Annotated in this window: 14 protein-coding genes; 8 read left to right on the forward strand and 6 right to left on the reverse strand. The window is 47.4% G+C overall.

The features are described from left to right. The first annotated feature begins 105 nt into the window (after positions 1-105). The 4 genes from GWG06_RS07960 to GWG06_RS07975 all read left to right on the forward strand — a co-directional run bounded on the left by GWG06_RS07960 (position 106) and on the right by GWG06_RS07975 (position 10,336). Positions 106-3,339 carry a SusC/RagA family TonB-linked outer membrane protein gene (locus GWG06_RS07960; RefSeq protein WP_160712440.1) on the forward strand — a complete coding sequence of 1,078 codons (3,234 nt, stop codon included), beginning with the start codon at positions 106-108 and terminating at the stop codon, positions 3,337-3,339. A 20-nt stretch (positions 3,340-3,359) separates the two neighbouring features. Further along, a complete protein-coding gene (locus tag GWG06_RS07965; protein ID WP_160712442.1) occupies positions 3,360-4,805 on the forward strand; it encodes a SusD/RagB family nutrient-binding outer membrane lipoprotein in 1,446 nt (481 codons plus the stop codon). A gap of 750 nt (positions 4,806-5,555) precedes the next feature. Next, the gene (locus GWG06_RS07970) at positions 5,556-8,708 is read left to right on the forward strand and encodes a SusC/RagA family TonB-linked outer membrane protein (RefSeq protein ID WP_127038172.1); all 3,153 of its coding nucleotides are present in this window, start codon (positions 5,556-5,558) and stop codon (positions 8,706-8,708) included. Positions 8,709-8,719: 11 nt separating this feature from the next. Beyond that, complete coding sequence (locus GWG06_RS07975; RefSeq protein WP_127038174.1) at positions 8,720-10,336, forward strand: RagB/SusD family nutrient uptake outer membrane protein; 1,617 nt, start codon at positions 8,720-8,722, stop codon at positions 10,334-10,336. Positions 10,337-10,630: 294 nt separating this feature from the next. Here the strand turns inward: GWG06_RS07975 and GWG06_RS07980 are convergent, their stop codons facing one another. Both GWG06_RS07980 and gatB read right to left on the reverse strand, forming a co-directional pair. After that, positions 10,631-11,794 (reverse strand): TlpA disulfide reductase family protein, encoded by a 1,164-nt coding sequence (locus GWG06_RS07980; RefSeq protein WP_202182974.1) that lies wholly within the window; start codon positions 11,792-11,794, stop codon positions 10,631-10,633. Between the two features lie 48 nt (positions 11,795-11,842). Further along, entirely contained in the window at positions 11,843-13,291 is a 1,449-nt protein-coding gene (gatB, locus tag GWG06_RS07985) for an Asp-tRNA(Asn)/Glu-tRNA(Gln) amidotransferase subunit GatB (RefSeq protein WP_160712444.1), read from the reverse strand. Between the two features lie 109 nt (positions 13,292-13,400). Here gatB and GWG06_RS07990 point away from each other — a divergent pair, with 109 nt between their 5' ends. Further along, positions 13,401-14,783, forward strand: a complete 1,383-nt coding sequence (locus GWG06_RS07990) for an aldehyde dehydrogenase (RefSeq protein ID WP_160712446.1) — start codon at positions 13,401-13,403, stop codon at positions 14,781-14,783. A 149-nt stretch (positions 14,784-14,932) separates the two neighbouring features. Here the strand turns inward: GWG06_RS07990 and GWG06_RS07995 are convergent, their stop codons facing one another. Together GWG06_RS07995 and alaS are read right to left on the reverse strand one after the other, a co-directional pair. Next, positions 14,933-15,955: a PDZ domain-containing protein gene (locus GWG06_RS07995; RefSeq protein ID WP_160712448.1), complete on the reverse strand. Its 1,023-nt coding sequence runs from the start codon at positions 15,953-15,955 to the stop codon at positions 14,933-14,935. Between the two features lie 190 nt (positions 15,956-16,145). Further along, positions 16,146-18,764, reverse strand: coding sequence for an alanine--tRNA ligase (gene alaS, locus GWG06_RS08000; protein ID WP_160712450.1), 2,619 nt, complete (start codon positions 18,762-18,764; stop codon positions 16,146-16,148). 351 nt (positions 18,765-19,115) lie between these two features. On the opposite strand from alaS, the gene GWG06_RS08005 reads away from it, so the two are divergent. The 3 genes from GWG06_RS08005 to GWG06_RS08015 all read left to right on the forward strand — a co-directional run bounded on the left by GWG06_RS08005 (position 19,116) and on the right by GWG06_RS08015 (position 21,244). Beyond that, positions 19,116-20,087 (forward strand): peptidoglycan DD-metalloendopeptidase family protein, encoded by a 972-nt coding sequence (locus GWG06_RS08005; RefSeq protein WP_127038184.1) that lies wholly within the window; start codon positions 19,116-19,118, stop codon positions 20,085-20,087. A 121-nt stretch (positions 20,088-20,208) separates the two neighbouring features. Beyond that, positions 20,209-20,724, forward strand: a complete 516-nt coding sequence (locus tag GWG06_RS08010; RefSeq protein ID WP_235938211.1) for a MerR family transcriptional regulator — start codon at positions 20,209-20,211, stop codon at positions 20,722-20,724. 10 nt (positions 20,725-20,734) lie between these two features. Further along, the gene (locus GWG06_RS08015) at positions 20,735-21,244 is read left to right on the forward strand and encodes a thioredoxin family protein (protein ID WP_158631454.1); all 510 of its coding nucleotides are present in this window, start codon (positions 20,735-20,737) and stop codon (positions 21,242-21,244) included. A gap of 121 nt (positions 21,245-21,365) precedes the next feature. Here the strand turns inward: GWG06_RS08015 and GWG06_RS08020 are convergent, their stop codons facing one another. Both GWG06_RS08020 and GWG06_RS08025 read right to left on the reverse strand, forming a co-directional pair. Beyond that, positions 21,366-22,469 carry a mechanosensitive ion channel family protein gene (locus GWG06_RS08020; RefSeq protein ID WP_160712452.1) on the reverse strand — a complete coding sequence of 368 codons (1,104 nt, stop codon included), beginning with the start codon at positions 22,467-22,469 and terminating at the stop codon, positions 21,366-21,368. A 4-nt stretch (positions 22,470-22,473) separates the two neighbouring features. Further along, positions 22,474-23,616 (reverse strand): amidohydrolase family protein, encoded by a 1,143-nt coding sequence (locus GWG06_RS08025; protein ID WP_160712454.1) that lies wholly within the window; start codon positions 23,614-23,616, stop codon positions 22,474-22,476. Positions 23,617-23,662 lie beyond the last annotated feature (46 nt).

Here is a 23,662-nt window from a genome sequence, read left to right on the forward strand (position 1 = left end):
ATACCTGTGATTCGTTAGTTTTCCCGGCTGCCCGGCACGGCGGAGTGTTCATTAATCCATGTGTGTTTTAGGTTAACTGTGTAATAAATCAAATCTAAGTTGCTTATGAAAAGAGGACTACTCTTATGGCTGTTCGTTGCCATCAGCGTCATGCAGACGTTTGCGCAAACACGGACAATTAAAGGTAAGGTTACCGATTCCAAGGACGGTAGCGCGTTACCCGGGGTTACCGTTTCCATTAAAGGTACTTCAACAGGAACCGTTACGGGGCACGACGGTGGCTACAAACTGGATGCTCCTGCCAATGCTACGCTTGTATTTTCCTTTGTAGGTTACCTGTCTTCTAATGCTCCTGCGAACAAGGAAGTAATCAACATTCAGCTGAGTGCAGATAGTAAGCAACTGAGTGAGTATGTAGTAACTGCGTTGGGTGTAACCCGCGAAAAGAAAGCGCTGGGTTATGCAGTAGGTACCATTAAATCAGATGAGCTGGTACGCGCGGCTAACCCCAACCTGGCTACGGCTATTCAGGGTAAGGTATCCGGTGTGGAAGTAAGACCTTCCAGCGGTATGCCTGGTGCGTCTGCACAGATCCTGATCCGTGGTGCACGTTTCTTTGATAGCAACAACACACCACTGTATGTAGTGGACGGTATGCCTATCAACAGTAACTCTGACTACGTAGTAGGTGGTAATGGTGTTACAGGTACAGACTTTGCCGGTCGTTCCATCGATATCGATCCTAATGATATCGAGTCTATGAGCGTACTGAAAGGCCAGGCTGCATCTGCATTGTATGGTATGCGCGCTTCCAATGGTGTTATCATGATCACCACCAAAAGCGGAAAAAATAACGCTAAGGGTAAACCGGTAATTTCAGTTTCAACTAACTATCAACAGGATCAGATTTCCAGACTGCCTAAAGTGCAGAACACTTTTGCACAGGGACAGGTTGATGGAAATGGTAAACCTACCTATACCAACGTTGGTTCACTGGCTTTCGGACCTGAAATCAGTACACTGCCCAACGACCCGAAATTTGGAGGTAACGTTCCAAACGCCTTTAACAATAATAATCCTACTGATGCTACCAAAGGCCGCTACTGGAGCCCTCAGCATCAGGCATGGCTGTTACCTCAGGCACATAACAATGCTAAAGAATTCTTTGAGAACGGATCTACTACAAACCTCTCTCTGAATATGTCTCAGGCATTTAATGCTGGTAACTATTCCTTTGGTTTCGGTACTACCAATCAGAAAGGTATTGTACCTGTTACCGGTATGAAACGTAGCAATGCGAAATTTGCCGGTAGCTTTGATGTAAGCCCGAAAGTTAAAGTAGGAACCAGCCTGAATCTCTCTACAGTTAAAATTGACAAGCTCCCTACAGGTAACAACAGTATTCTGTTCGAAATATACGGAGCCCCTGCCAGCGTGGATATGAAAGGTATGCCTTATGGCGAACCATTGAACCCTTATCAGCAGATTTCTTATCGTGCAGGTAGCTTCGATAACCCATACTGGTCTAATGCTCATAACAGCTTCAGCGAAAGAACAAGACGTTTCTTCGGTAATGCATTTGTAAACTATGAGCCTATCAAGGATCTGAACATCCGTTATCAGTTAGGTACAGATATTTATACCACTGACATGGAAGAAATTTATGAAATGGGGTCTGCGCCAACAGGTGGTTCTACTGTTCCTGGTGATGGTGAGTATCCTTCTCAGGATCTGCCAAGCGGAGGTAATATCATTAACAGATCAATGATGAACCGCACCTTTAACTCCCTGTTAAACATCACGTACTTCAAAAAACTCAGCGACCAGTTTAACCTGAATGCTATGTTGGGTAATGAGGTAAATGATAATACCAGCAGATTTATCAGAGGTGAAGGCAGTGAATTTATTATTGGCGGTTATCACAATATGGCTAACACCTCTGTACAGACTACTTCTGAAACTAAATTCAACGACAGAAGAGTTGGATTCTTCGGAAGTGTTGGTCTGGACTGGAATAAAATGTTATACTTAAACGTGTCTGCACGTAACGAGTATGTTTCTACTATGCCAAGCGCTAACAGATCATTCTTCTACCCATCAGCCTCTCTCGCCTGGGTAGCGAGCGAATTACCTGTACTGCGTGACAAAGATATCTTTGCGAAATTCCGTGCATCCATTGCACAAGTGGGTTCTGCCGGTACCTACAAACAGCGCGTATATGTTACGCACTCTTCCGGTGGCGGCTTCCTGACTGATGGTATATCCTTCCCATTCAATGATGTAGTAGGATACAGACCAGAAGGAACACTCTATGATCCGAATCTCAGACCTCAGAATACAAAATCTGTTGAATTTGGTGCTGAACTTGGATTCATAAAAAATCGTATCAGCCTGGAGTATACTTACACCAGACAGAATACTATTGATCAGATTTTCAGAATTCCATTGGCTGGTTCAACAGGTTATGCTGCTGTTGTTAAGAACGGCGGACAGATGCTGAGCAATGTACATGAAGTTTCTCTGAAACTGATTCCAGTAAGAACGAAGGACTTCGAATGGACTGTTGGTGCATCTTATACCAAAATCAAGAACGACGTAAAATCTCTCGCTCCTGGTGTTGAAAGCATCTATCTGGGTGGATTTACTACTCCGCAGGTTCGTGCCGCTATCGGATATACTTATCCAGCTATCTACGGCAGCACATTTGCCCGTACGAAAGAAGGTAAACTCATTCTTGATGGTAATGGTATTCCTATTGCAGGTCCTGAAGCAGTTATTGGTACTGTTACGCCTGATTTCCTGGCAGACTTCAATACAGCATTCAGATACAAGTTCCTCCGCCTGAGTGCCCTGCTGGCATGGAAGAGTGGTGGACAGATGTACAGTGGCGCTAACAGGCTGATGGATCTGTATGGTGCTTCTGAAAGAACTATGGAGCGTACTGGTGATAAATTATACGAAGGTGTAAGTGCTGCTACTGTTAAACCTGATAACACAGGTGGTGAGCCCAATACAAAACATATCAATACTATTGCAGGATTCCAGACACTGTACAATACACTGGGTAACATTGCAGAAGCGCATATCTATAATACCTCTTTCCTGAAACTGAGAGAAGTTGCTTTAGGTATAGATCTGCCTAAAGAAATCCTTCGTCGTACCAAAGTGATTAAATCCGCTACACTTAATATCTCTGCACGTAACATTTTGCTGTGGACAGAATTACCAAACTTTGATCCTGAATCTTCTCAGGGTAATGGTAATATGCAGGGTGGTTTCGACTATATGTCACTGCCACAAACCCGTAGTTTTGGTGCTGGTCTTAACCTTACTTTTTAATTTGTAAAAGCTGAATGATTATGAAACGTTGGAAATATATAGCCGGAGCATTTATTGCATTCTCTCTGACGGCTTGTTCAAATAAAATAATGGATGACATCAATGAGAATCTGAATGATCCGAAAGATGTTACCGCTATCAATGAATTACCTAGCGTACTCGTAGAAACAGCAGTAGGTACCGCAGGTACTGATATTGCATGGTATGCTTCCGTTTTCATTGAGCATAACGTAGGTACCTGGGGCCAGATGCAGGATGCAGATACCCGTGTTGGTGTTACCTCTTCCTCACTCGGAAATAATAACTGGAACTCTGCGTATGACAACCTGATGATCCTGGCGGACATGATTAAAAAATGTTCTCCGAGCGGAACAGAGCCAAAGAATGCTGCTGTTTTAGGTATGGCACAGGTATTAATGGCCTATAACCTTGCTGTTGTTACAGACGTATGGGGACAGGTTCCTTATTCTGAAGCATTGAGAGGACTTGAAATTCCTCAGCCTAAGTATGATAAACAACAGGATATCTATAAGAAAGTCATCCTTCCATTACTGGATCAGGCAATTGCAAACTTTGCCAAGCCAGTATCCGGTGATATCGAACAAGGTCTTGCAACCAAAGATCTGCTGTTTCACGGCGATATTGACTTGTGGACTAAATCTGCATGGAGCCTGAAAGCCCGTTATAACCTGCACCTGATCAATGTTGACCCTGCATCTGCCGATGCAGCAGCAGCAGCAATTGAGAAAGGCTTTGCTTCTACAGATGATGGCATGGTTTTCAGAGTATATAACTCGTCTGCTATCGGACAGAATCCCTGGTTCCAGTTCGCTGTAGACAGAAACCTGCTTTGCGCCGGTAAAACCCTGTATGATCTCATGATGGCACGTCAGGACCCACGTGTGTCAGCCTACTTTACGCTCCTGAACGGAGTTGTAAAGCCTGCTCCGAGCGGCACTGCCACAACTGGTCAGGCAAACTACTCACAGTCCAAGTTCTCCAACAGGAAAACTCCTGCTACTTCAGCATTGGAACCTACTCCATTAATGACTTATCATGAACTGAAGTTTATTGAAGCTGAACTGTTGGCTAAAAAAGGTGCTGACTTTAAACCAGCATTAAAAGCTGCTGTAGTAGCAGGTTTTGAATATCATAAACTTACAGGCGGTGAAGCATATTTTGATAGTCATGTATTACCACTGTTAGGTAACGTTGTAGCAGATAATGTCAAAGAAATTATCACGCAGAAGTATATCGCCTTCTATGAAGCGGAATCTATTGAAGCGTATAATGACTATCGCAGAACAGGATATCCTCAGATGCAGAACCCTAAGAATATTGATGCAGCTTATGGTTTTGTACAAAGACTCCCTTATCCAACCAGCGAAGAAAGCGCCAACAGTCAGAATATGCCTAAAATCAGCGTGTTCAAAGACAAAATCTGGTGGGCTGGTGGTAAAGAATAGCAATGTTTAATTACCAGATAACTGAAAACAAAGGGCTGCCCTCGGGCGGCCCTTTGCTTTTTTATCACATGAAGATGTTACTGTTTGTTTTTCTCGTTTTTTGATTATATTTGTTCCCATCGTGAAATTATCACGTACCGAAATCAGAATCATTTTAAGTTTTCAACTGAACAACAAAGTTTTTTCAAGGATAGTTTTTGCTTATTAAAGAGAGGTATCAGGAAACGAATTTGCTTATGAAAGATGTGGTCAGCCTACTTTCTCCGTTTTCCTTTTCATTTTCTCACACCTGATTATGCCATAAGAAATATTTTTTCTGAAATCATAGAGGGAGATTTTAAGATTAACGTTGTATATATACTACAGTGTGCCCGGTAGCTTATTGCTTCCTGAAACACTGTGCAGAAGCACGTTTGATTTAACTGTATATCGCTTATGAGGGGAATCGTTTTGTAGATGTAGCATCAACAGTATGACGCCCTATCGTCATATGCTTATTTTTCGTTTATTCATTACCGTTATACTGCAGCTGAAATGCTGGTGGCAATATCATGCCTGCATGCTCCTGCAGTGACACAACTGATCTAACTTGAATCGCTTATGAGGTAGTTTTTTAGAAGCAGCATCAGGTGTATGACGCCAGTGGTCATCATACCTTACTTTTCGTTTATTCATCATTGTTATACTGAAGCAGGAATGCTAACAGCATTGCTATGCCTGTAACGTTTATTTTTCAAATCAAAATCGCTTATGAAGAAAGGATTGCTCCTCTGGCTATTCGCAGCCATCAGTGCTTTGCAGGCGCTGGGACAAACACGCACCATTACCGGTAAGGTAACGGATGCAAAAGATGGTAGCCCGCTTCCCGGGGTTACTGTTAAGGTAGTTGGCACCCCTAATGGCACCATGACCATCGCCAACGGTGAATTTAAACTGAATGTAGCCGACAAGGCATCATCACTCGAATTTTCTTTTGTAGGTTATGCCGCACAGACCGTAGGCATTACCGGTAAAACAACTGTGAACGTTAAACTGGAACTGGATCAGAAAGGTCTGAGCGAAGTAGTGGTAGTAGGTTACGGTACCGTTGAACGTAAAAATATCACGGCTTCAGTAGCCAGTATTAAAGGCGCCGACCTCAAAAACGTTGCCTCTCCCAGTATCGACCGCCAGCTGGCAGGTCAGGTAGCGGGTGTACAGGCAACTGTTTCCAGCGGTATGCTCGGCCAGCCTGCCCGCATTCGTATCCGCGGTACAAACAGTATCACCAGCGGCGCAGATCCGCTGTATGTTATTGATGGAGTACCTTACATCGCCGGTAACCAGAGCGGCGCTACTCCAAACAACCCGTTGGGCGATATCAACCCGAATGATATCGAAAGCATGGAAGTACTGAAAGATGGCGCTGCTACTGCTATCTATGGCTCCCGCGCTTCCAATGGCGTTATCCTCGTAACTACCAAAAGAGGTAAATCCGGTAAGCCACGCGTAAGCTATGATGCCTGGTTTGCTTCTGCCTCTCCTTCCAAACGTCTGGACCTCCTGAATGCGGAAGAATTTGTTATGATTGCCAACGAGAAGAAACTCAACTTCGATAAGGCAGATAAAAAACTGGCCAACTTAACACCCAACCCTGATGGCGGATTTTATGATACCGACTGGTGGAAAATTGTAACCAGAACAGGTTTTCAGCAGAATCATGCCCTGTCCCTCAGCGGCGCAACCGACCAGACCAACTACTATCTCTCCGTTGGCTATGCCGATATGAAAGGTATCCTGGTAGGTAACGATCAGAAAAAATATCAGGCCCGCATGAAAATTGAACAGAAGGCTTTTGATGTGATAACCGTAGGCGTTAACATGGGCGTTTCCCATGTAACCAACAATGGTCTGAATACCAGCCAGTCCGGTTTATCCAGCAATCTGACGAACTCCATGCGTGCCTTACCTAACGTTCCTGCACAATGGAATGACGGGAAATATAACCTGAGCCTGACCAACACCCTGGGTAGCGGTGCAAACCTGGATGTAATCGGTGATAACTATCCTAACATCAAATACGTACTGGATCACAATATTTATCGCAACCAGAATCTGAACCTCACCGGTAACGCTTTCGCAAACGCAAAAATCCTGAAGGATTTTGACCTGAGAACACAAATCGGTATTAACTACCTCAACGGAGAGGACTATGTTTACTGGAACCCGGTACACGGCGATGGCCGCAGTACCAACGGTTACCTGTATCAGCAGTCAATACCCAGCTTCCGTTACAACTGGGTGAACACACTGAGCTATAACAAAACTTTCGGCGCCCACAATATCAACGCAGTTGTTGGTATTGAAAACCAGAAAACAAGAGAGAGAAGTTACTATGGTCAGGGTACCAACCTGTCCAGTATCTACTTCGCTCCCAATGGCCTGATCGATAACAGCTTCAGTACTTTCGTTTCCGGTGGTAACATTGTAGAACGCGCCTTCCAGTCTTATTTTGCCAGAGCAAACTACGGCTACAAAGAACGCTACCTGCTTTCGGCAACATTGCGCAGAGACGCTATTTCATCCCTGCCTATCGGCAAACAGAATGTTACACTGCCGGGCGTATCCCTTGCATGGCGCGCTTCTCAGGAAGATTTCTTCCAGAACTCAGGTATTGCCAATGTCATCAGCAACCTGAAAGTACGTGGCGGCTGGGCTAAAGTAGGTAACGTGGAAATCGGCGCCTATCCTTATGCCGGCAGCTATAAACCCGTACTGTACGGCTCCATGCTGGGGCTTGCCTTCAACCAGATCTACAATCCGAATCTGACTTTTGAAACAAGTAAGAAAACAAATATAGGTATCGATGTGAGCTTCCTGAAAGACAGGATTACCCTCACGGCAGACTACTTCAAAAATGATATCGATAATATGATCCTGGCTTCCCCGCTGCCTCCTTCCTTAGGTGTGCCTGCTGTGGGTAAACCAAACGTATTCTATTCCAACGTGGGTAAAATGTATAACAAAGGATGGGAGTTTACTGTGAACAGCACTAACCTGGAAACAAAAGACCTGAGCTGGACTACCTCCTTCAACATCTCCTTTATCAAAAACCGCATTACTGCCCTGGTAGATAATGCCGATATCAACTACGTGTATAACATTGCCAGAGTTGGAGAATCCATCGGCGCTTTCTATGGTTTTGAATATGCCGGCGTAAACCCTGCCAACGGTAATCCGCTGTGGGTAAGAGGTGACGGAAGCATTATCCAGGGTTACCAGGGTGATAAACAAGATAAGAAAAGCGGGTTGTACTATGCTTACAATCCTGACAAGCCAGATGATCTGAGCCAGCAGGTACCTGCACTCTCTGCTTCCAAAGACAAGAAAATCCTGGGTCAGGCAACACCTACCTACTATGGTGGTCTGAACAATACCGTTACCTATAAAGGATTCGATTTTAACATCTTCCTCTCCTTCTCCGGTGGTAACAAGGTATACAACGTAACCCGCCAGGAAGCACTGAACAATCAGAAATTCCAGAACAACGGAAGAGAAATCCTGAACAGATGGACTACTCCCGGTCAGGTAACCGACGTGCCTAAACTGTATGCCGGTTCTGATAACTTCATGTTGCAGAATGGTAACCTGAACAGCCGTTTCCTGGAAGATGGCAGCTTTATCCGTGCACAGAATATCGGCCTGGGCTATTCACTGCCTAAAAACCTCCTGGATAGAATGAAGCTGAGAACCTTCCGTATTTATGCACAGGTGCAGAATGCATTCGTGATTACAAAGTATAAAGGTCTGGATCCTGAATTAAATACTTATGTTGATTCAAGAGCTAACACAGAGCCAGGTCTGGATTGGAATACCAACCCTGTTCCACGCACTTATACTGTAGGTATTAACGTAGGATTTTAAAACTAACGAGCATGAAAAACACATTCGCATATACATATAATAAAAGCCTGAAAGCAGCCATGGCAGGTCTCCTGGTAATTGGTATGAGCGCTGCTTCCTGTTCCAAATTCACAGAGCTGGCGCCTCAGAACGCCATGCCGCCGGATATTACTTTCAGCGATTCCTCCAATATCGAAGTAGCGATGAACGGCGTATATAACGCCGCCGCAATAGGCAGCTATGAAGGCAGTTACACCGCCGGCCGTGGTTATCCTTTTGGCGCTGCTTCCATTGAGCAGGGCGAGATGCGCGGAGAAGATATGGTGAACCTCGCTACCTTCTATGACGTTACCTACAGGGCAAACATCAGCCCCACCTCTGCGAATAACGTGAACATGTGGGTAAACCTGTATGCACTGGTCAATCAGGCAAATACCTTCATTGAAGGGGTGCGCAATGCGGCTGCAAAAGGTATTATCAGTGCCGGAAAAGCTGCTCAGCTGGAAGGCGAAGCCCGTTTCCTGCGTGCGCTTGCACACCACGAAGCTGTCATTAACTTCAGCCGTCCGTATGCTGATGGAAATGGCTCCCAGGTAGGTGTTCCTTACAGAGATATGCCGGTAAATACACCGGAACAAATTCAGGCAGCCATGAAGGTGGGCCGTGGTACGGTAGCGCAGGATTACACTAAAATCCTGGCAGACCTGGATTTTGCAGAGGCCAATCTGCCTGCCACACCTAAAGTTAATGCTATTGCCAGAGCTGGTAAAGGTGCGGCTATTGCTATTAAGATGAGGGTGAAACAACACATGGGCGACTGGCCGGGTGTTATCACAGAAGGCGCTAAGCTGGGAACTGATAAGGCTGCCGACTTTTCCAGTCCTGTGAATGGCTACAAACTGCTCCCCAGCCCGGATGAAGCGTTTGTGAAGTTTGATAATAACGGTGAATCCATTTTCTCCATCGCCCATACAGCAGCCACCAATCCTGGCAATAATGCGGCGCTGGCTTATATGCTCGGACCTGCCGATATCGGCGGACGCTCCCTGGTTGCTATAAGCCCCGTGCTTTACAATGCAGAATTCTGGGTAAATGATGACCTGCGCCGTTCTCTGCTGACAATTAAACAGCTGAGTGGTACTACTAAATTCGTGTACACCTACAAATACCGCGATTTTGTAAACAAGTCTGACTGGGCTCCGATCATCAGGTATGCTGAAGTACTGCTGAATGCTGCGGAAGCATATGCGCGTACCGGTAATAATGCCCAGGCATTCCTGTTACTGAATGCTGTACGTAACCGTTCCCTGCCTGCAGACAGCAAGAGCCGGTTCACGGTTCCTCCTGCTGATCTGGTGCTGGCTGTTCTCAACGAACGCCGTATTGAATTCCTGGCAGAAGGCCGCCGCTGGCCAGATATCCACCGCCTGGCCCTGGATCCGAAATACAGTACCGGCGGTATTCCTGCGAAAGTACTGCTGAGTGATCTGAAAGCTGATGGCAGCGATTATAACATTACCACCAGACCTAAAGTAGAACCAAGCCTGGTGTCATTCGAATACAAATCATTCAAATTCCTCTGGCCGCTCCCTGCAACGGAAATATCATCCAATCCAACGCTGAGAGATGCCCAGAACCCTGGCTACTAGTAAATCTGAAGCCACTCTTTTCGAGATAGATGATGAGTAATATATATTCAGTTAACCATGTCCCGGGACTATTCCCGGGACAACCATTTTTACGGGAATTACGAATTGTCAATTACGAATTACGAATGTGTGCGTGATAGCGAAGATTAGATAGAAATCAAACAGATATAAAAGCGAAGAAGCCGTCTGGTACATTCCAGACGGCTTCTTCGCTTTTATCTTCTTACGTATGTTTCGCTGATATCTTCGCGCACATTCGCAATTCGTAATTCGTAATTCGTAATTCACAATTCCCTACTTAATTATTTCCTGCAATTTCGCTGTCAGCGCGTCTCCGCGGAGATCGGCAGCAATAATTTTACCTTGCGGGTCCAGCAGGAAATTGGTAGGGATGGCATTGATGCCATAGATAGGCACTACCGCAGAATCCCAGAATTTCAGATCGCTGACATGATTCCAGGCCAGGCCATCCTGTTTGATAGCAGCCAGCCATTGTTCTTTCGTTTTATCGAGAGAAACACCCAGGATGGTGAAGTTTTTATTTTTGAACTGCTGATATGCTTTTACTACGTTCGGATTTTCCTGGCGGCAGGGCCCGCACCAGCTGGCCCAGAAGTCTACCAGCACATATTTACCACGGAAGGATTTCAGGCTAACCATTTTTCCGGATGGATCAGGTAAGGTGAAATCCGGCGCTATCTGGCCTACATGTACGGTTGATGCAGCCTGTTCCCCGCCGGCGGCATCGCTGCCTGCTCCTGCTGCCTGCGCGCTTTCCATGGCAGAAATTTTCTCCGTCATGCTTTTTACCAGCGTGTTTTTAGGGAAGCGGGTAGCCAGGCCGGAAATCACCTGCTTATGAGCCGTGATTTCTTCTGAGCTTCTTACCTGGCTGATGGCAAATACTGCATTGGCAGGGTTTTTTGTCTGTGCGGCCATATCAAAAAAGCCTTGTTCAAATGCTTTCTCTTTTTCCTGGATAGCTTTCAGCTTGGGCTGGAATACGCTGTCCGGGATATTGGTGCTGTGCAGGCTATCCAGTTCACGCATTTCGTTGGTGAGTGAAATGGATTTTTTGCTGATATCTGCCAGGAACTGCTGCAGTTCTGAAGTGGCTTCTGAGCCGGTAACCTTCATGGCTTCGAGGTTATCCAGATCTCCGTCCAGTTTCATGTTGCCTGCGTCCAGCGCCAGCAGTACAAATTTCCCGTTCTGAAAACGGATACGGTATAAGCCCTGCTCCGGTACCATACCTTTCAGGGTGAACTTGCCACCGGCATCTTTTACGTTAGCAGAATCTACTACTTTCAGATTATCGAGCGTCAGTTCTTCCAGTACTACCGGACCAAGCGGCAGGTTGGTAAAATGACCATCTATTTTAAATTCCCCCTTTTCCTGTTGTCCGGCGCATCCGGCCAGGAAAGCTCCTACGGACATCCACAATAAATACTTTTTCATGCTGCAGTTTTTTTCTTTTGTCTGACGGATCAGCTATTATTAATCAGATTATGCATTGAGTTTCCGGGCCAGCAGCTCATTGGTGAGCCGTGGATCAGCCTTCCCCTTGGATAATTTCATCACCTCTCCCACAAATAGTGCCATTAATCCTTTTTTACCACCTTTGAAGGCGGCTACTTTGTCAGGATATTTAGCCAGCACCTCATCGATGATCGGTGAGATATTGTCTGCGTTGTTATCCTGCAGCAGATTAAGGCGGGTGGCAATAGACAGTGGGTCTTCCGGTGATTGGATCATTTCAGGTAATATCCTGGAAGAGGCAATGGAGAAGCTCACCTTACCGCTGTCGGTCAGGTGGATGAGCGCCGCCAGTGCCGCCGGTGTAACGGTGAACCGGGTGATGTCCGCTGAAATCTCATTCAGGTGCGATTTCACGGGCCCCAGTATCCAGTTGGCAGCGGCTTTATATTGAGTGGTAACGGCTATCAGTGCTTCGAAATAATCTGCCGTTGCTTTGTCATCGCAGATGACGCGGGCATCATACTCCGGCAGGCCGAATTCCTGGGTGTATTTGCGGATCAGTTCTTCCGGGAGGGCGGGCAGGGTGGCTCGCACAGCGTCAATGAACGCGTCTGTGAGCCTGAAGGGCGCCAGGTCCGGTTCCGGGAAGTACCTGTAATCGTTGGCTTCTTCCTTCGAGCGCAGGGAGAAGGAGCTGCCATTGGAGGCATCGAAGCTGCGGGTTTCCTGTATAAGGGAGCCGCCGGCTTCCAGTATATCTATCTGTCTTTTTACTTCATTGTCAATAGCCCGCTTTACGTTACGGATGGAGTTCATATTTTTTACTTCCACCTTGGTTCCCAGTGTGGTTACGCCTTTCAGCCTTACGGAGACATTGGCATCACAACGCATGCTGCCTTCTTCCATATTACCGTCGCAAACACCCAGGTAACGTACCAGGCGGCGTAATTCGGTCAGGTAGGCGTAGGCTTCATCGCTGGTATGAAGATCAGGTTCACTTACTATCTCCACCAGCGGTACGCCGGCACGGTTATAATCTACGTAGCTGTTGGCCGGATCCTGGTCGTGCAGCAGTTTGCCGGCATCTTCTTCCAGGTGAATACGGTTCAGCTGAATATCTCTGTTGCCTGCATCTGTAGAGATGCTTACGTAACCGCCCTTACAGATGGGCGCAGTATGCTGCGATACCTGGTAACCCTTGGGAAGGTCGGGGTAGAAATAATTCTTACGGGCGAAATAATTATCTTTTTCAATTTCACAGTGGCACGCCAGGCCCAGTTTAATGGCATATTCGGCCGCCTTGCGGTTCATCCGCGGCAAGGTGCCGGGATGCGCCAGCGTAATGGCGCTGATATGCGTATTGGGCGCACCGCCAAAGGCCGCGCTGTCGCTGCAGAATAACTTACTCTCTGTGAGCAGTTGGGCATGTACTTCCAGCCCTATCACCGTTTCATATTTGCTGTAGATATCGCTCATAATCCATACTGATTACCGCAAATATATTCAAATAATGCCGGGATTTCGGTCTAATTCATGCCAGGAAATCGCTAAATTCGGTGTAGATCATTTTAAAATATTTTCACCTATGATAAGCAATGCCCAGGCAAGCCAGCTTTATCAGTCCCAGCACGATTACTTTGATTCCGGGGCTACCCTGTCATATGCCTTCAGAAAGGCGCAGCTCAAGCGACTCAGGAAAGCGATCGTGCAATATGAAGCCCGTATACTGGAGGCGCTGCACCAGGACCTGCATAAACATGTGCTGGAGGCTTACAGCAGCGAAGTAGCCTTCCTGTATGAGGAGATTGATTTTATGCTGGCTAACCTGAAACAGTGGATGGAGCCGGAGGTAGTTACGTCGCCATTTGTGACCTACCCCAGCAGTAGCCGTATCTACCGCGTACCCCTGGGGCTGACCCTCATCATAGCGCCGTGGAACTACCCGTTTATGCTGCAGATAAGCCCGCTGATAGGCGCTATGGCAGGTGGTAACTGTGCCATCCTGAAGCCTTCGGAGCTGGCGCCGCATACTGCTGCCGTGATTGCAGCACTGGTAAAGGAAACCTTCGATCCTCAATATATTGCCGTGGTGGAAGGCGACGGTGCGGCGGTTATCCCGGCGCTGATGGCTTTCCGCTTTGATCACGTGTTTTTCACCGGCAGTATCCCCGTAGGGAAAAAGATTATGGAGATGGCGGTACCGCACCTGACACCCGTTACCCTGGAGCTGGGCGGTAAATCCCCCTGTGTGGTGGATGAAAAAGTGAATATAACGGTGGCGGCTAAACGCATTGTCTGGGGGAAGTTCTGGAACGCCGGACAAACCTGCGTTGCCCCCGATTACCTGCTGGTACACCACCGGGTGAAGGAAGAACTGGTGGTTGCGCTGAAAGCCGCCATAGTGGAGTTTTTTGGGGAAGATCCGGCCGGCAGCGGCGACTATGCGCGCATGATCAATGCTAAACGCTTCGATACGGTGGTGGCTTACCTGAAAGAAGGACATGTTATACATGGCGGCCAATCCGACCGGAATCAGCTCTATATAGCCCCCACCCTGCTGGACGATGTAGAATTCGATGACCCTGTTATGCAGGAAGAAATTTTCGGCCCCGTACTCCCCATTCTGACCTTTAAGGACTTGCCACAGGCCATACAAACCATTAAACGCCATCCTTATCCGCTGGCGCTGTATGTCTTTACCAAAAGCGGAAAAACAGAAAAAGCACTGATAGAACAGGTGCGCTTCGGCGGAGGATGTGTCAACAACGCGCTGGTACATCTGACCAACCCGGAATTACCCTTCGGCGGGGCAGGATTCAGTGGTATGGGCCAGTACCACGGCCGCTACAGCTTTGAAACCTTCACCCACCCCAAAGGCATGCTCAAAACCGGCACCTGGCTGGATGTTCCGGTAAAATACCCGCCGTTTAAGAATAAAATGAAAATGGTCAAGCTAATTATGAAATAATTACGAATTACGAATTGCGAATTACGAATGAGAGAGCGAAGATTAAAACGAAGATTAAAGGGAATATCTAATAGTTATCACCTTTAATCTTCGTTTTAATCTTCGCTCTCTCATTCGTAATTCGCAATTCGCAATTCGTAATTAATTATTTACAGGTCTGCTTTATTAAGCCTCTTCGGCACCTTTATCTCCACGGTTTGTTCCTGTCCGTTACGTTTAATCGTGGCTGTTATGGTGCCTTTGCTGCGGTGGGTACGGTAGGCAACGGCTACGTCATGGGCGGATTTCACCGGGTTGCCGGCCATGGAGGTGATGAGGTCATCTATTTTAAATCCGGCTTTTTCTCCGGGGGAGTCCGGAGAAATGTTGATGACCAGTGCGCCGTCTCCGTTGTCGGTATCCTGTACCTGGATGCCCAGTTTTACGCCTTCTTCAGCGTTGCTGAACCATCCACGGTCGTCAAATCCTTGTCTGCCGCGGGGTACGGGAGGGAACAGGAACATTTCACCGCGGTTACGTGGCATCGGGAGCGGACTGATACCGGCATCGCTGTCACTGATTTTACGCTCTTCCAGTTTAACGATGGCCTTGTTCTCCTTTTTATTGCGTAGGTATGTTACCGTTACTTTGTCGCCGGGCTCGTGATTGCCGATGGTTTCAAACAGTTCCGCCGGTTCGTTGATGACATCATTATCTACCTTCGTGATGATATCGCCGGGCCTGATGCCTGCTTTTTCGGCTGCGCTGCCTTTGGCTACAGTTTTCACAGTAGCGCCGGTGGCAGTGGTTTTTTCGGTGATTACACCCAGCATAGCTTTATTGACCGGCGCAGGTATTACATTTTCTTCATCATCATTATCATTGAGGAAGTCGAAACTGCGGCCGCTACCATCATTAAAGCTGAAGTTATTCCCGTTCATGGGGGTAATATGGCGGCGGAATACTGAAATATCGGGATTGCTGAACTGCTCTAATTTCCTGCCATCAATAAGGATATTATCATCTTTGATTTCAACCGTTATCTTCCCGTCTTTTCCACTTTTGCGTTTGATGACAATTTCATCAAATTCGCCCATTTTCCCTTTGGCAGCATTCTTTTCCTGCGCGTTTGCCACGCCCAGTGCCAGACAGCTGAAACTTACCAGTGTCAAGGTTTTTATTGAATTCTTCATGGGTGTCCTTGTTTAGTTGTTACAAGTAATGGTGCAAAATTAAAAGACCCGGGAGGCAAGGAAAAGTTAAAATAATTACGAATTACGAATGTAAAAGCGAAGACCTGAGCGGATAAAAATTTATTTCTTCGCTCAGGTCTTCGCTTCTACATTCGTAATTCGCAATTCGTAATTCGTAATTAAAACGAAACTACCCAATCATTGCCTTCACCGCTAAAATCACCTGTTCCAGTTTATCGGTTTCCTGGCCGCCGGCTGTGGCGAAAGATTTCTGGCCGCCGCCGCCGCCTTTAATCAGCGGAGCGATGTGTTCCTTGATAATCTTTGGCGCTTCCCAGCCTTTTTCGGTAACCAGTTTTTCATCGATCGTCAGGGCGATGCCTGCTTTCCCGCCGATGTTGGCGGCGAAGAGCAGTACGTGGTTGGGAATATCATTTTTCAGCTGGGCAGACAGCTGCTTCAGGCCTTCCGCATTGCTCACGGACACTACTTTTCCGAGGAAGTTGATGCCGTTGATGTCCTGTGCCTGGCTGCGCAGGGTACCTGCCAGCTGGCGTACTTTTTCGAGTTCCAGGGCATCTACCTGTTTTTCCAGTGCTGCTTTGTCGGCCGCCAGTGTTTCTACTGCTTTCACCAGCTCTTTAGGATTCTTCAGGGTGTTCTTTACCTCTTTCAGCTGCTGCAGCTGCTCGTTGATAAAGGCTTCCGCCTGGGCGCCGGTAACGGCTTCCACGCGGCGAACGCCTGCTGCTACGGCGCTTTCAGATACAAATTTGAACATGCCCAGCTCTCCGGTGGCCCCTACGTGGGTACCGCCGCACAGCTCCACGCTGTAGGCCGGATCTATCATCACTACGCGTACCACGTCGCCGTATTTTTCGCCGAAAAGGGCCATTGCTCCTAGTTTCAGTGCTTCTTCCTTAGGCAGTTCCCGGATGACTACCGGGATATTCTGACGGATTTTTTCGTTGACGATGGTTTCTATCTGTGCCAGTTCTTCATCAGTCACTTTTGCAAAGTGAGAGAAGTCGAAGCGGAGGTTGTCAGCATTCACCAGGGATCCTTTCTGTGCCACGTGCGTTCCCAGTATCTGACGCAGTGCTGCGTGCAGCAGGTGGGTAGCGGAGTGGTGGCGGGCAGTATCTCTGCGTTTTTCCCTGGCTACGGTGGCTTTTACCGGAGCGTTGGGAGTGGAAGGCAGTTTATCCGCAAAGTGAATGGTCAGGTTGTTTTCTTTTTTGGTATCCGTGATGTGGATGATTTCATCGCCGAAGTGCAGGGTACCGGTATCGCCTACCTGGCCGCCGCTTTCTGCGTAGAAAGGCGTCTGGCCGAGAACCAGCTGATACTGTTCCTTGCCTTTGGCTTTTACGGTGCGGTATTTCAGTAGTTTGGTACTGCTTTCCAGCTGCTCGTAGCCCACGAATACAGAGTCCGGGGTTTCATCCAGCACTACCCAGTCGCCGGTATCCATTTCTGTGGCGGCGCGGGAGCGGTCTTTCTGCTGTTTCATGGCAGCCTCAAAACCTTTCTCATCTACAGTAAAGCTGTTTTCAGCAGCGATCAGCGTGGTGAGGTCATAAGGGAAGCCGTATGTATCGTACAGTTCGAAGGCTGTTTTACCGTCAATTGCTTTGCCGGCAGCCTGCTGCATGAAGTCTTCGATGCGGCGGATACCGCTGTCGAGGGTACGCAGGAAGTTATTTTCTTCTTCAAATATTACTTTCTTTACAAAGTCCACCTGCTGCTGCAGTTCCGGGAATACGTGTGAGAACTGTGCGGCCAGTACCGGTATGAGGTCGTGCAGCAACGGTTTCTTTACATCCAGGAAGGAGAAGTAGTAACGCACGGCTCTGCGCAGGATACGGCGGATGACGTAGCCGGCGCCGGTGTTGGAAGGCAGCTGGCCGTCGGCGATGGTGAAGGAGATAGCGCGGATATGGTCGGCGATTACGCGGAATGCCACATCTTTCTTGTCATCGGTGCCTTCATATTTTTTTCCGGTCAGGCTTTCGGTGGTGTGGATGGTACCCATGAACAGGTCGGTATCGTAGTTGGAGGTTTTACCCTGCAATACGCGTACAAGGCGCTCCAGACCCATACCGGTGTCCACATGCTTTGCGGGCAGTGGTTCCAGGGATTTGTCCTTGAGGCGGTTGAACTGCATGAATACGTTGTTCCATATTTCTATCACCTGCGGGTGGTCGGTGTTTACGAGGGTTTTACCATCTACGGCCTTTCTTTCTTCCGCTGTTCTGCAATCTACGTGTATTTCAGAGCAGGGGCCGCAGGGGCCGGTATCGCCCATCTCCCAGAAATTATCTTTCTTGTTACCCAGCAGGATGCGGTCTTCCGCAATATGTTCCTTCCAGAAGTTATAGGCTTCTTCGTCTTTCGGCAGGTTCTCGGATGCGTCGCCTTCGAAGACGGTCACATACAGCTTGTCTTTGGGGATTTTATATACTTCGGTCAGCAGTTCCCAGCTCCAGGCAATGGCTTCTTTCTTGAAATAATCGCCAAAGCTCCAGTTGCCGAGCATTTCAAACATGGTATGGTGATAAGTATCAATACCTACTTCTTCCAGATCATTGTGTTTGCCGCTGACGCGCAGACATTTCTGTGTATCCGCCACCCTGGTGTGCGCTGGTACCTTATTACCCAGAAAATAGTCCTTAAACTGGTTCATACCCGCGTTGGTAAACATCAGGGTAGGGTCGTTTTTGATAACAATCGGGGCAGATGGCACGATCTGGTGCCCTTTGGACGCAAAAAAATCCAGGAATTGCTGTCTTATCTCAGAGGCTGTCATAAATATTGATACGAATTAATATGTATTTTAAGTGTTATAATTGCACTTCCCGGCATATAGCTTTTAATTGTTTTTCAAGCTATTATGAAGTAGTTAGAAAATTGACATTCAAAAGGTTGACGTTTTAATCTAATTACATTAGGTTTGTGCGCCTTATTTTCCCGCGGTGTTTACAGGGAGTGCAAAAATATTGAAACCTGTAGGATTATGCAAAACAGGTTGTGTTACCTGGCAAAAAAGTTAATGTGGACAGAAAATAGTGCTACCTCCATCCAGCTGTTTGTACCCATGAAATAAATCTGCGGTCATAGCGTTTGTGTGCACTATGACTACTAAAGTACAACCCGGTGCATGAAGAAGGTTAAATATTTTTACAACACCCAGACTTTAAAATATGAGAAGCTCGTAGTATCCCTGCGGGTAAAGATCCTGAGGATTCTGGGGTTTGTGTCTGCAGCTATTGTAACCGGAGCCATTTTCCTCTCCGTTGCCTACCGCGTGGTGGATTCCCCGAAGGAAAAGTCCCTGCGCCGTGATCTGGAAGGTATGAAGGAAAAATACGAAGCCCTCCAGGGCCGTATGAAGGAAGTGAAAGGCAAGCTGGCAGAGCTGGAAGACCGGGACAATGAAATTTACCGCGTCATTTTTGAGGCCTCTCCTATCCCTGACAGCACCCGCCAGGGTAAAATCAATCGCGACGAAGAAGCCTCCCAGCTGCAGTCTTTTGCCAGCAGTGAAATCATCGCTTCTACCGGCGTATTGCTGAAAGAACTGACCAACCGCATCAAAATACAGGAAAAATCATACGAAGAAATCGATAACCTGGTGAAGAACAAACAGCAGATGCTGGCTTCCATCCCGGCTATCCAGCCGGTGGCCAACAAAGACCTGAAGCATATTGCCTCCGGTTTCGGCTACCGTATCGATCCTATCTATAAAACCATGAAGTACCACGCCGGCCTCGACTTCGCCGCTCCCAGCGGAACGCCTATCTATGCTACCGGCGATGGCGTAGTAGAAGAAGCCAGCCTGAGCGATGTCGGATACGGTAACCACGTAATTATCCGCCACGGCTACGGGTATAAAACCCTTTACGGGCACATGCTCCGCATGAAAGTGAAAGGCGGCCAGTCCGTAAAACGCGGCGATGTACTCGGTTGGGTAGGCAGCACCGGTAAATCTACCGGCCCGCACTGCCACTACGAAGTCATTAAAAACGGGGATAAAGTGGACCCGGTTTACTTCTTTTTCAACGACCTTACCCCTGAACAATTTGACCGGATGCTGAAGATGGCCCGCTCCGGTAACCAGTCGTTTGACTAACTTTACTGGTTAGCTGTTAGAGAGTTATCATTGGTTTAATAATATTTTTCCGGAGGATGCTATGCGCTAAAAGCGTAACTTCATTCCCGTAAAGAATATTTTTTCACCGTTTTTTACGATCATGCAACAGTTAGACCTCTTTTCGCCATCAGGAACACCCCCTCCGGCATCGCCGAAAAAAGGAAGCTCCGTCAAAGCAAAAGTGAAAAAGGCTGTAACCATAGCACCGCCCAAGCCGGTTACCGGCAAAAAGCGGGGACGTAAATCATTGAAAGAAATATCAGAGGACCCTGACTTGATTATGGAACTGGATAAATTAGTCTTAGAAAAACAATACTATTCCATCAGTGAAGTAGCTGCCATGTTTAGGGTAAATACTTCGCTCATCCGCTATTGGGAGAATGAGTTTGATATTCTGCAGCCCAAAAAAAACCGGAAAGGCGACCGGCTCTTCCGCCAGGAAGATATCCATCATCTGAAACTTATTTATCATCTGTTACGTGAAAGAAAATATACAATAGAAGGCGCCAAACAAAAATTGAAAGAAGATCATAAACTGGCAGCACGTAATTTCGAAATGGTACAAGCTTTGCTGAAAGTACGGGGTTTTTTAACCGAACTGAAAGATCAATTATAAAAAAATGATTATGCGATTGAAAACATTACTCCTGGGAGGCAGCCTGCTGTTTTCTGCTATGGCCTGGGCACAAAATGGCAATGATAAAGTGCTGAAAGGGAAAATAGAGATGAAAACCCTGATGCAGGACGAGTCTACCGCCTGGTTCTACAAAGGTGTGAACAACTACCAGCCCAACGACCGGATGCTGAACTACCTGAAAGCAAACCGCAGCAACTTCAACCTGGTGGTAGTAATGGGCACCTGGGATGAAACCAGCCGCAAAGTAGTACCTGAACTCTATAAAGTAATGATCACCGCAGGCAGCCCCGATGAACAGGTACTCCTCTTCGGCGCTGATGAAAAAATGCAGACAGACTCCCCCACCGATTATAAAGTGAAAAAAGTACCTACCGTTATCGTTTTCAGAGAAGGTAAAGAAGTAGGCCGCATCGTGGGTGAACCCAAAGAATCCATCGAAGGCGATCTTTCCCGCATTATCCTGAATACGAGTAAGAAGGAGAATGGAGGAACGGATTGATAAAAATTACGAATTACGAATTGCGAATTACGAATGAGGAGCGAAGACATAAGCAAAGAAGTAAATTCTTTATCCGCTTATGTCTTCGCTCCTCATTCGTAATTCGCAATTCGTAATTAATTTAGTTCCTCATGTCTGTTAACACCACATTCGTCGACGTTCCCGGCATTTTAATATTATGATCCGCCAGTACTTTTATGATGCCCAATGAAACGGCTTCCCGCAGCGCGTTGTACTGGCTGCCTTCAATGATGTAAGTGTTGAAAATGATTTGTATAACGAAGGTGTCTTTAGTGAATTCATTCAGGTTGACCACGAAGCCTTCCAGGATATTCTGGTTGGAGCCAATCAGCTTTCTCATATCCTGAAGGGCCTGCAGGAGCTTGTCTGCGGGCGTATCACCGCCTAGCTCCAGCCGGAGCGATACTCTCTGCTGGGTGCGGAGAGACAGGTTATCCAGGATGCTGTCTACCATCTTTTTGTTAGGAACCGTAACATATGTTTTTTCCAGTGTGCGTATGCGGGTGCTGCGCAACCCGATTTTCTCCACGGTACCCTGCCAGGAATCCACCTTAACGTTATCACCTACACGAAATGGCTTGTCGAAGAAGATAATGAAAGAGCCGATCAGGTTCTCTATACTCTCTTTGGCGGCGAGGGCAAGGGCTGCCGCACCGATACCAAGACCAGCGATAATCTTTTCTACCAGCGACGGACCAAACAGGATGCGTATAAAGGCTATAGCCCCCATAATGAATACAATAGCCTTGAAAAAATCCCGGAAGAAGATGATGAACTGATTGTCCGTTTTATCTTCTGTCAGGTCTGCCTTCTTCTCCAGCACCAGGGCAATAAAGTCAATCAGACGTAACATGATCCATATAATGCTCATGCTGAAAGCCAGTGCCAGCAACGTATTGGTGATATCCTGCAGGGTAGCCTTGTTATAGATGTGGATATTGAGTATGCCGGGGAAAGTAAACTGGTCGATGGTCAGCATAAAGGTGACCAGGAGCAGGAAATATTCCAGCGGACGAAGCAGGAGATTAACAAAATCCTTTTCGGCTATCTGGGGCGACCAATGCTTTACAAGCCGGAACAGCACTGCCGCCACGCCTTTGGATATAAACCGCTTGATAAAGGAAACAAATAACAGTACGCCGATCAGTATCAGGTAATCCTTTACAGGGTTGTCGAGGATTACTTTGTTTAAAAATTCATTCATATGACTAAATTATTCTTTTGCTGTTGTGGTTTATCAATACAATCCCCGGCGTGGTTCCCGGCCGGAAGCTGCCGTATCTGTCCTGTATGCCCAGGGCGCGGGCGCCGTTGGCAGTAGCCCAGCGCAGCATTTCTTCCAGCGGAATATCCGGGTAGTGCGCGCGGATGGTTTTAATTTCATCCCAGACAGACAGCTGGTGGTTAGAGGCCAGGCTATCTGTGCCCAGAGTAATATTACACCCGGATTGCCGGAAGAGTTGAATATCAGGTAAACGGTTTTCGATGTACAGGTTAGCCTGCGGACAAAGGCACCACCAGGCTTCTACCGGCTGCTGCTGCACAAAGCGTATATCTGCAGCATAAGAATAGGTGTTATGCACCAGCAGGATTTTATTCCGGGAGAAGACCGGCAGGTAGGCTTCCAGGCTGTTAGTCCCCGGAGCGCTGAAGCTGCTGATGTCTATCCCAAACTGCTGGTAAAACTGCAGGAAATCGCCTGTTTTAGCCGTATATAGCTCGTTTTCCGCCGCACATTCCTGGTTATGTATGCTGAAGGGGGTATTGTCCGGTGTTTCCGCCAGCATGCCGAACAATGTTTTGCTGACCGAATAGGGAGCGTGCGGTACAATGCTGGACTGATGGAAAGGGCCGTTGGCCGCCTGGAAGGCGCGGAGCACCTCCATACTGTAATTATACCTGGCCGTAGCGCCGGCATCCACAAAGCCCATACATTCCACAAAAGTGTGGTAATAAAGCCGCTGCTGCTGTTTCTGCGTCAGGGAAACGGTGCTGTTACTGATGTCGCCCACCGCTGCAATACCGGATTCCCACATGGCCTGCTCTGCTGCCGCCATGGCGGTACGGATCAGGTGGTCATCGGCGTTGCGGGACTGCATAACCTGTGTGAGAAAGGCCGGCAGCCCCGTTTTTTCAGCAATAACGCCTTTCATATGGGATAATTCCAGGTGGCAGTGGGTATTCACAAAGCCGGGACACAGAATCCCGTCCAGTTCCTGTACCTCGTCGCCGGGGTGGTAATCGGTAATCTCCGTAATGACGCCATCAGCGCTGGTTGTAAGCACTTTTCCGGGGCCAAGAAGCCGTTCGCCGTCGAATATATCCTTTCCTTTTAATTTGAACTGTTTCAATAACCTGATATTTAGTTAATTTTGCAACCCGATTAGCAGTATCATA

Origin of the sequence: Chitinophaga solisilvae (assembly GCF_009928525.1) — a bacterium.
Taxonomy (GTDB): Bacteria; Bacteroidota; Bacteroidia; order Chitinophagales; family Chitinophagaceae; genus Chitinophaga; species Chitinophaga solisilvae.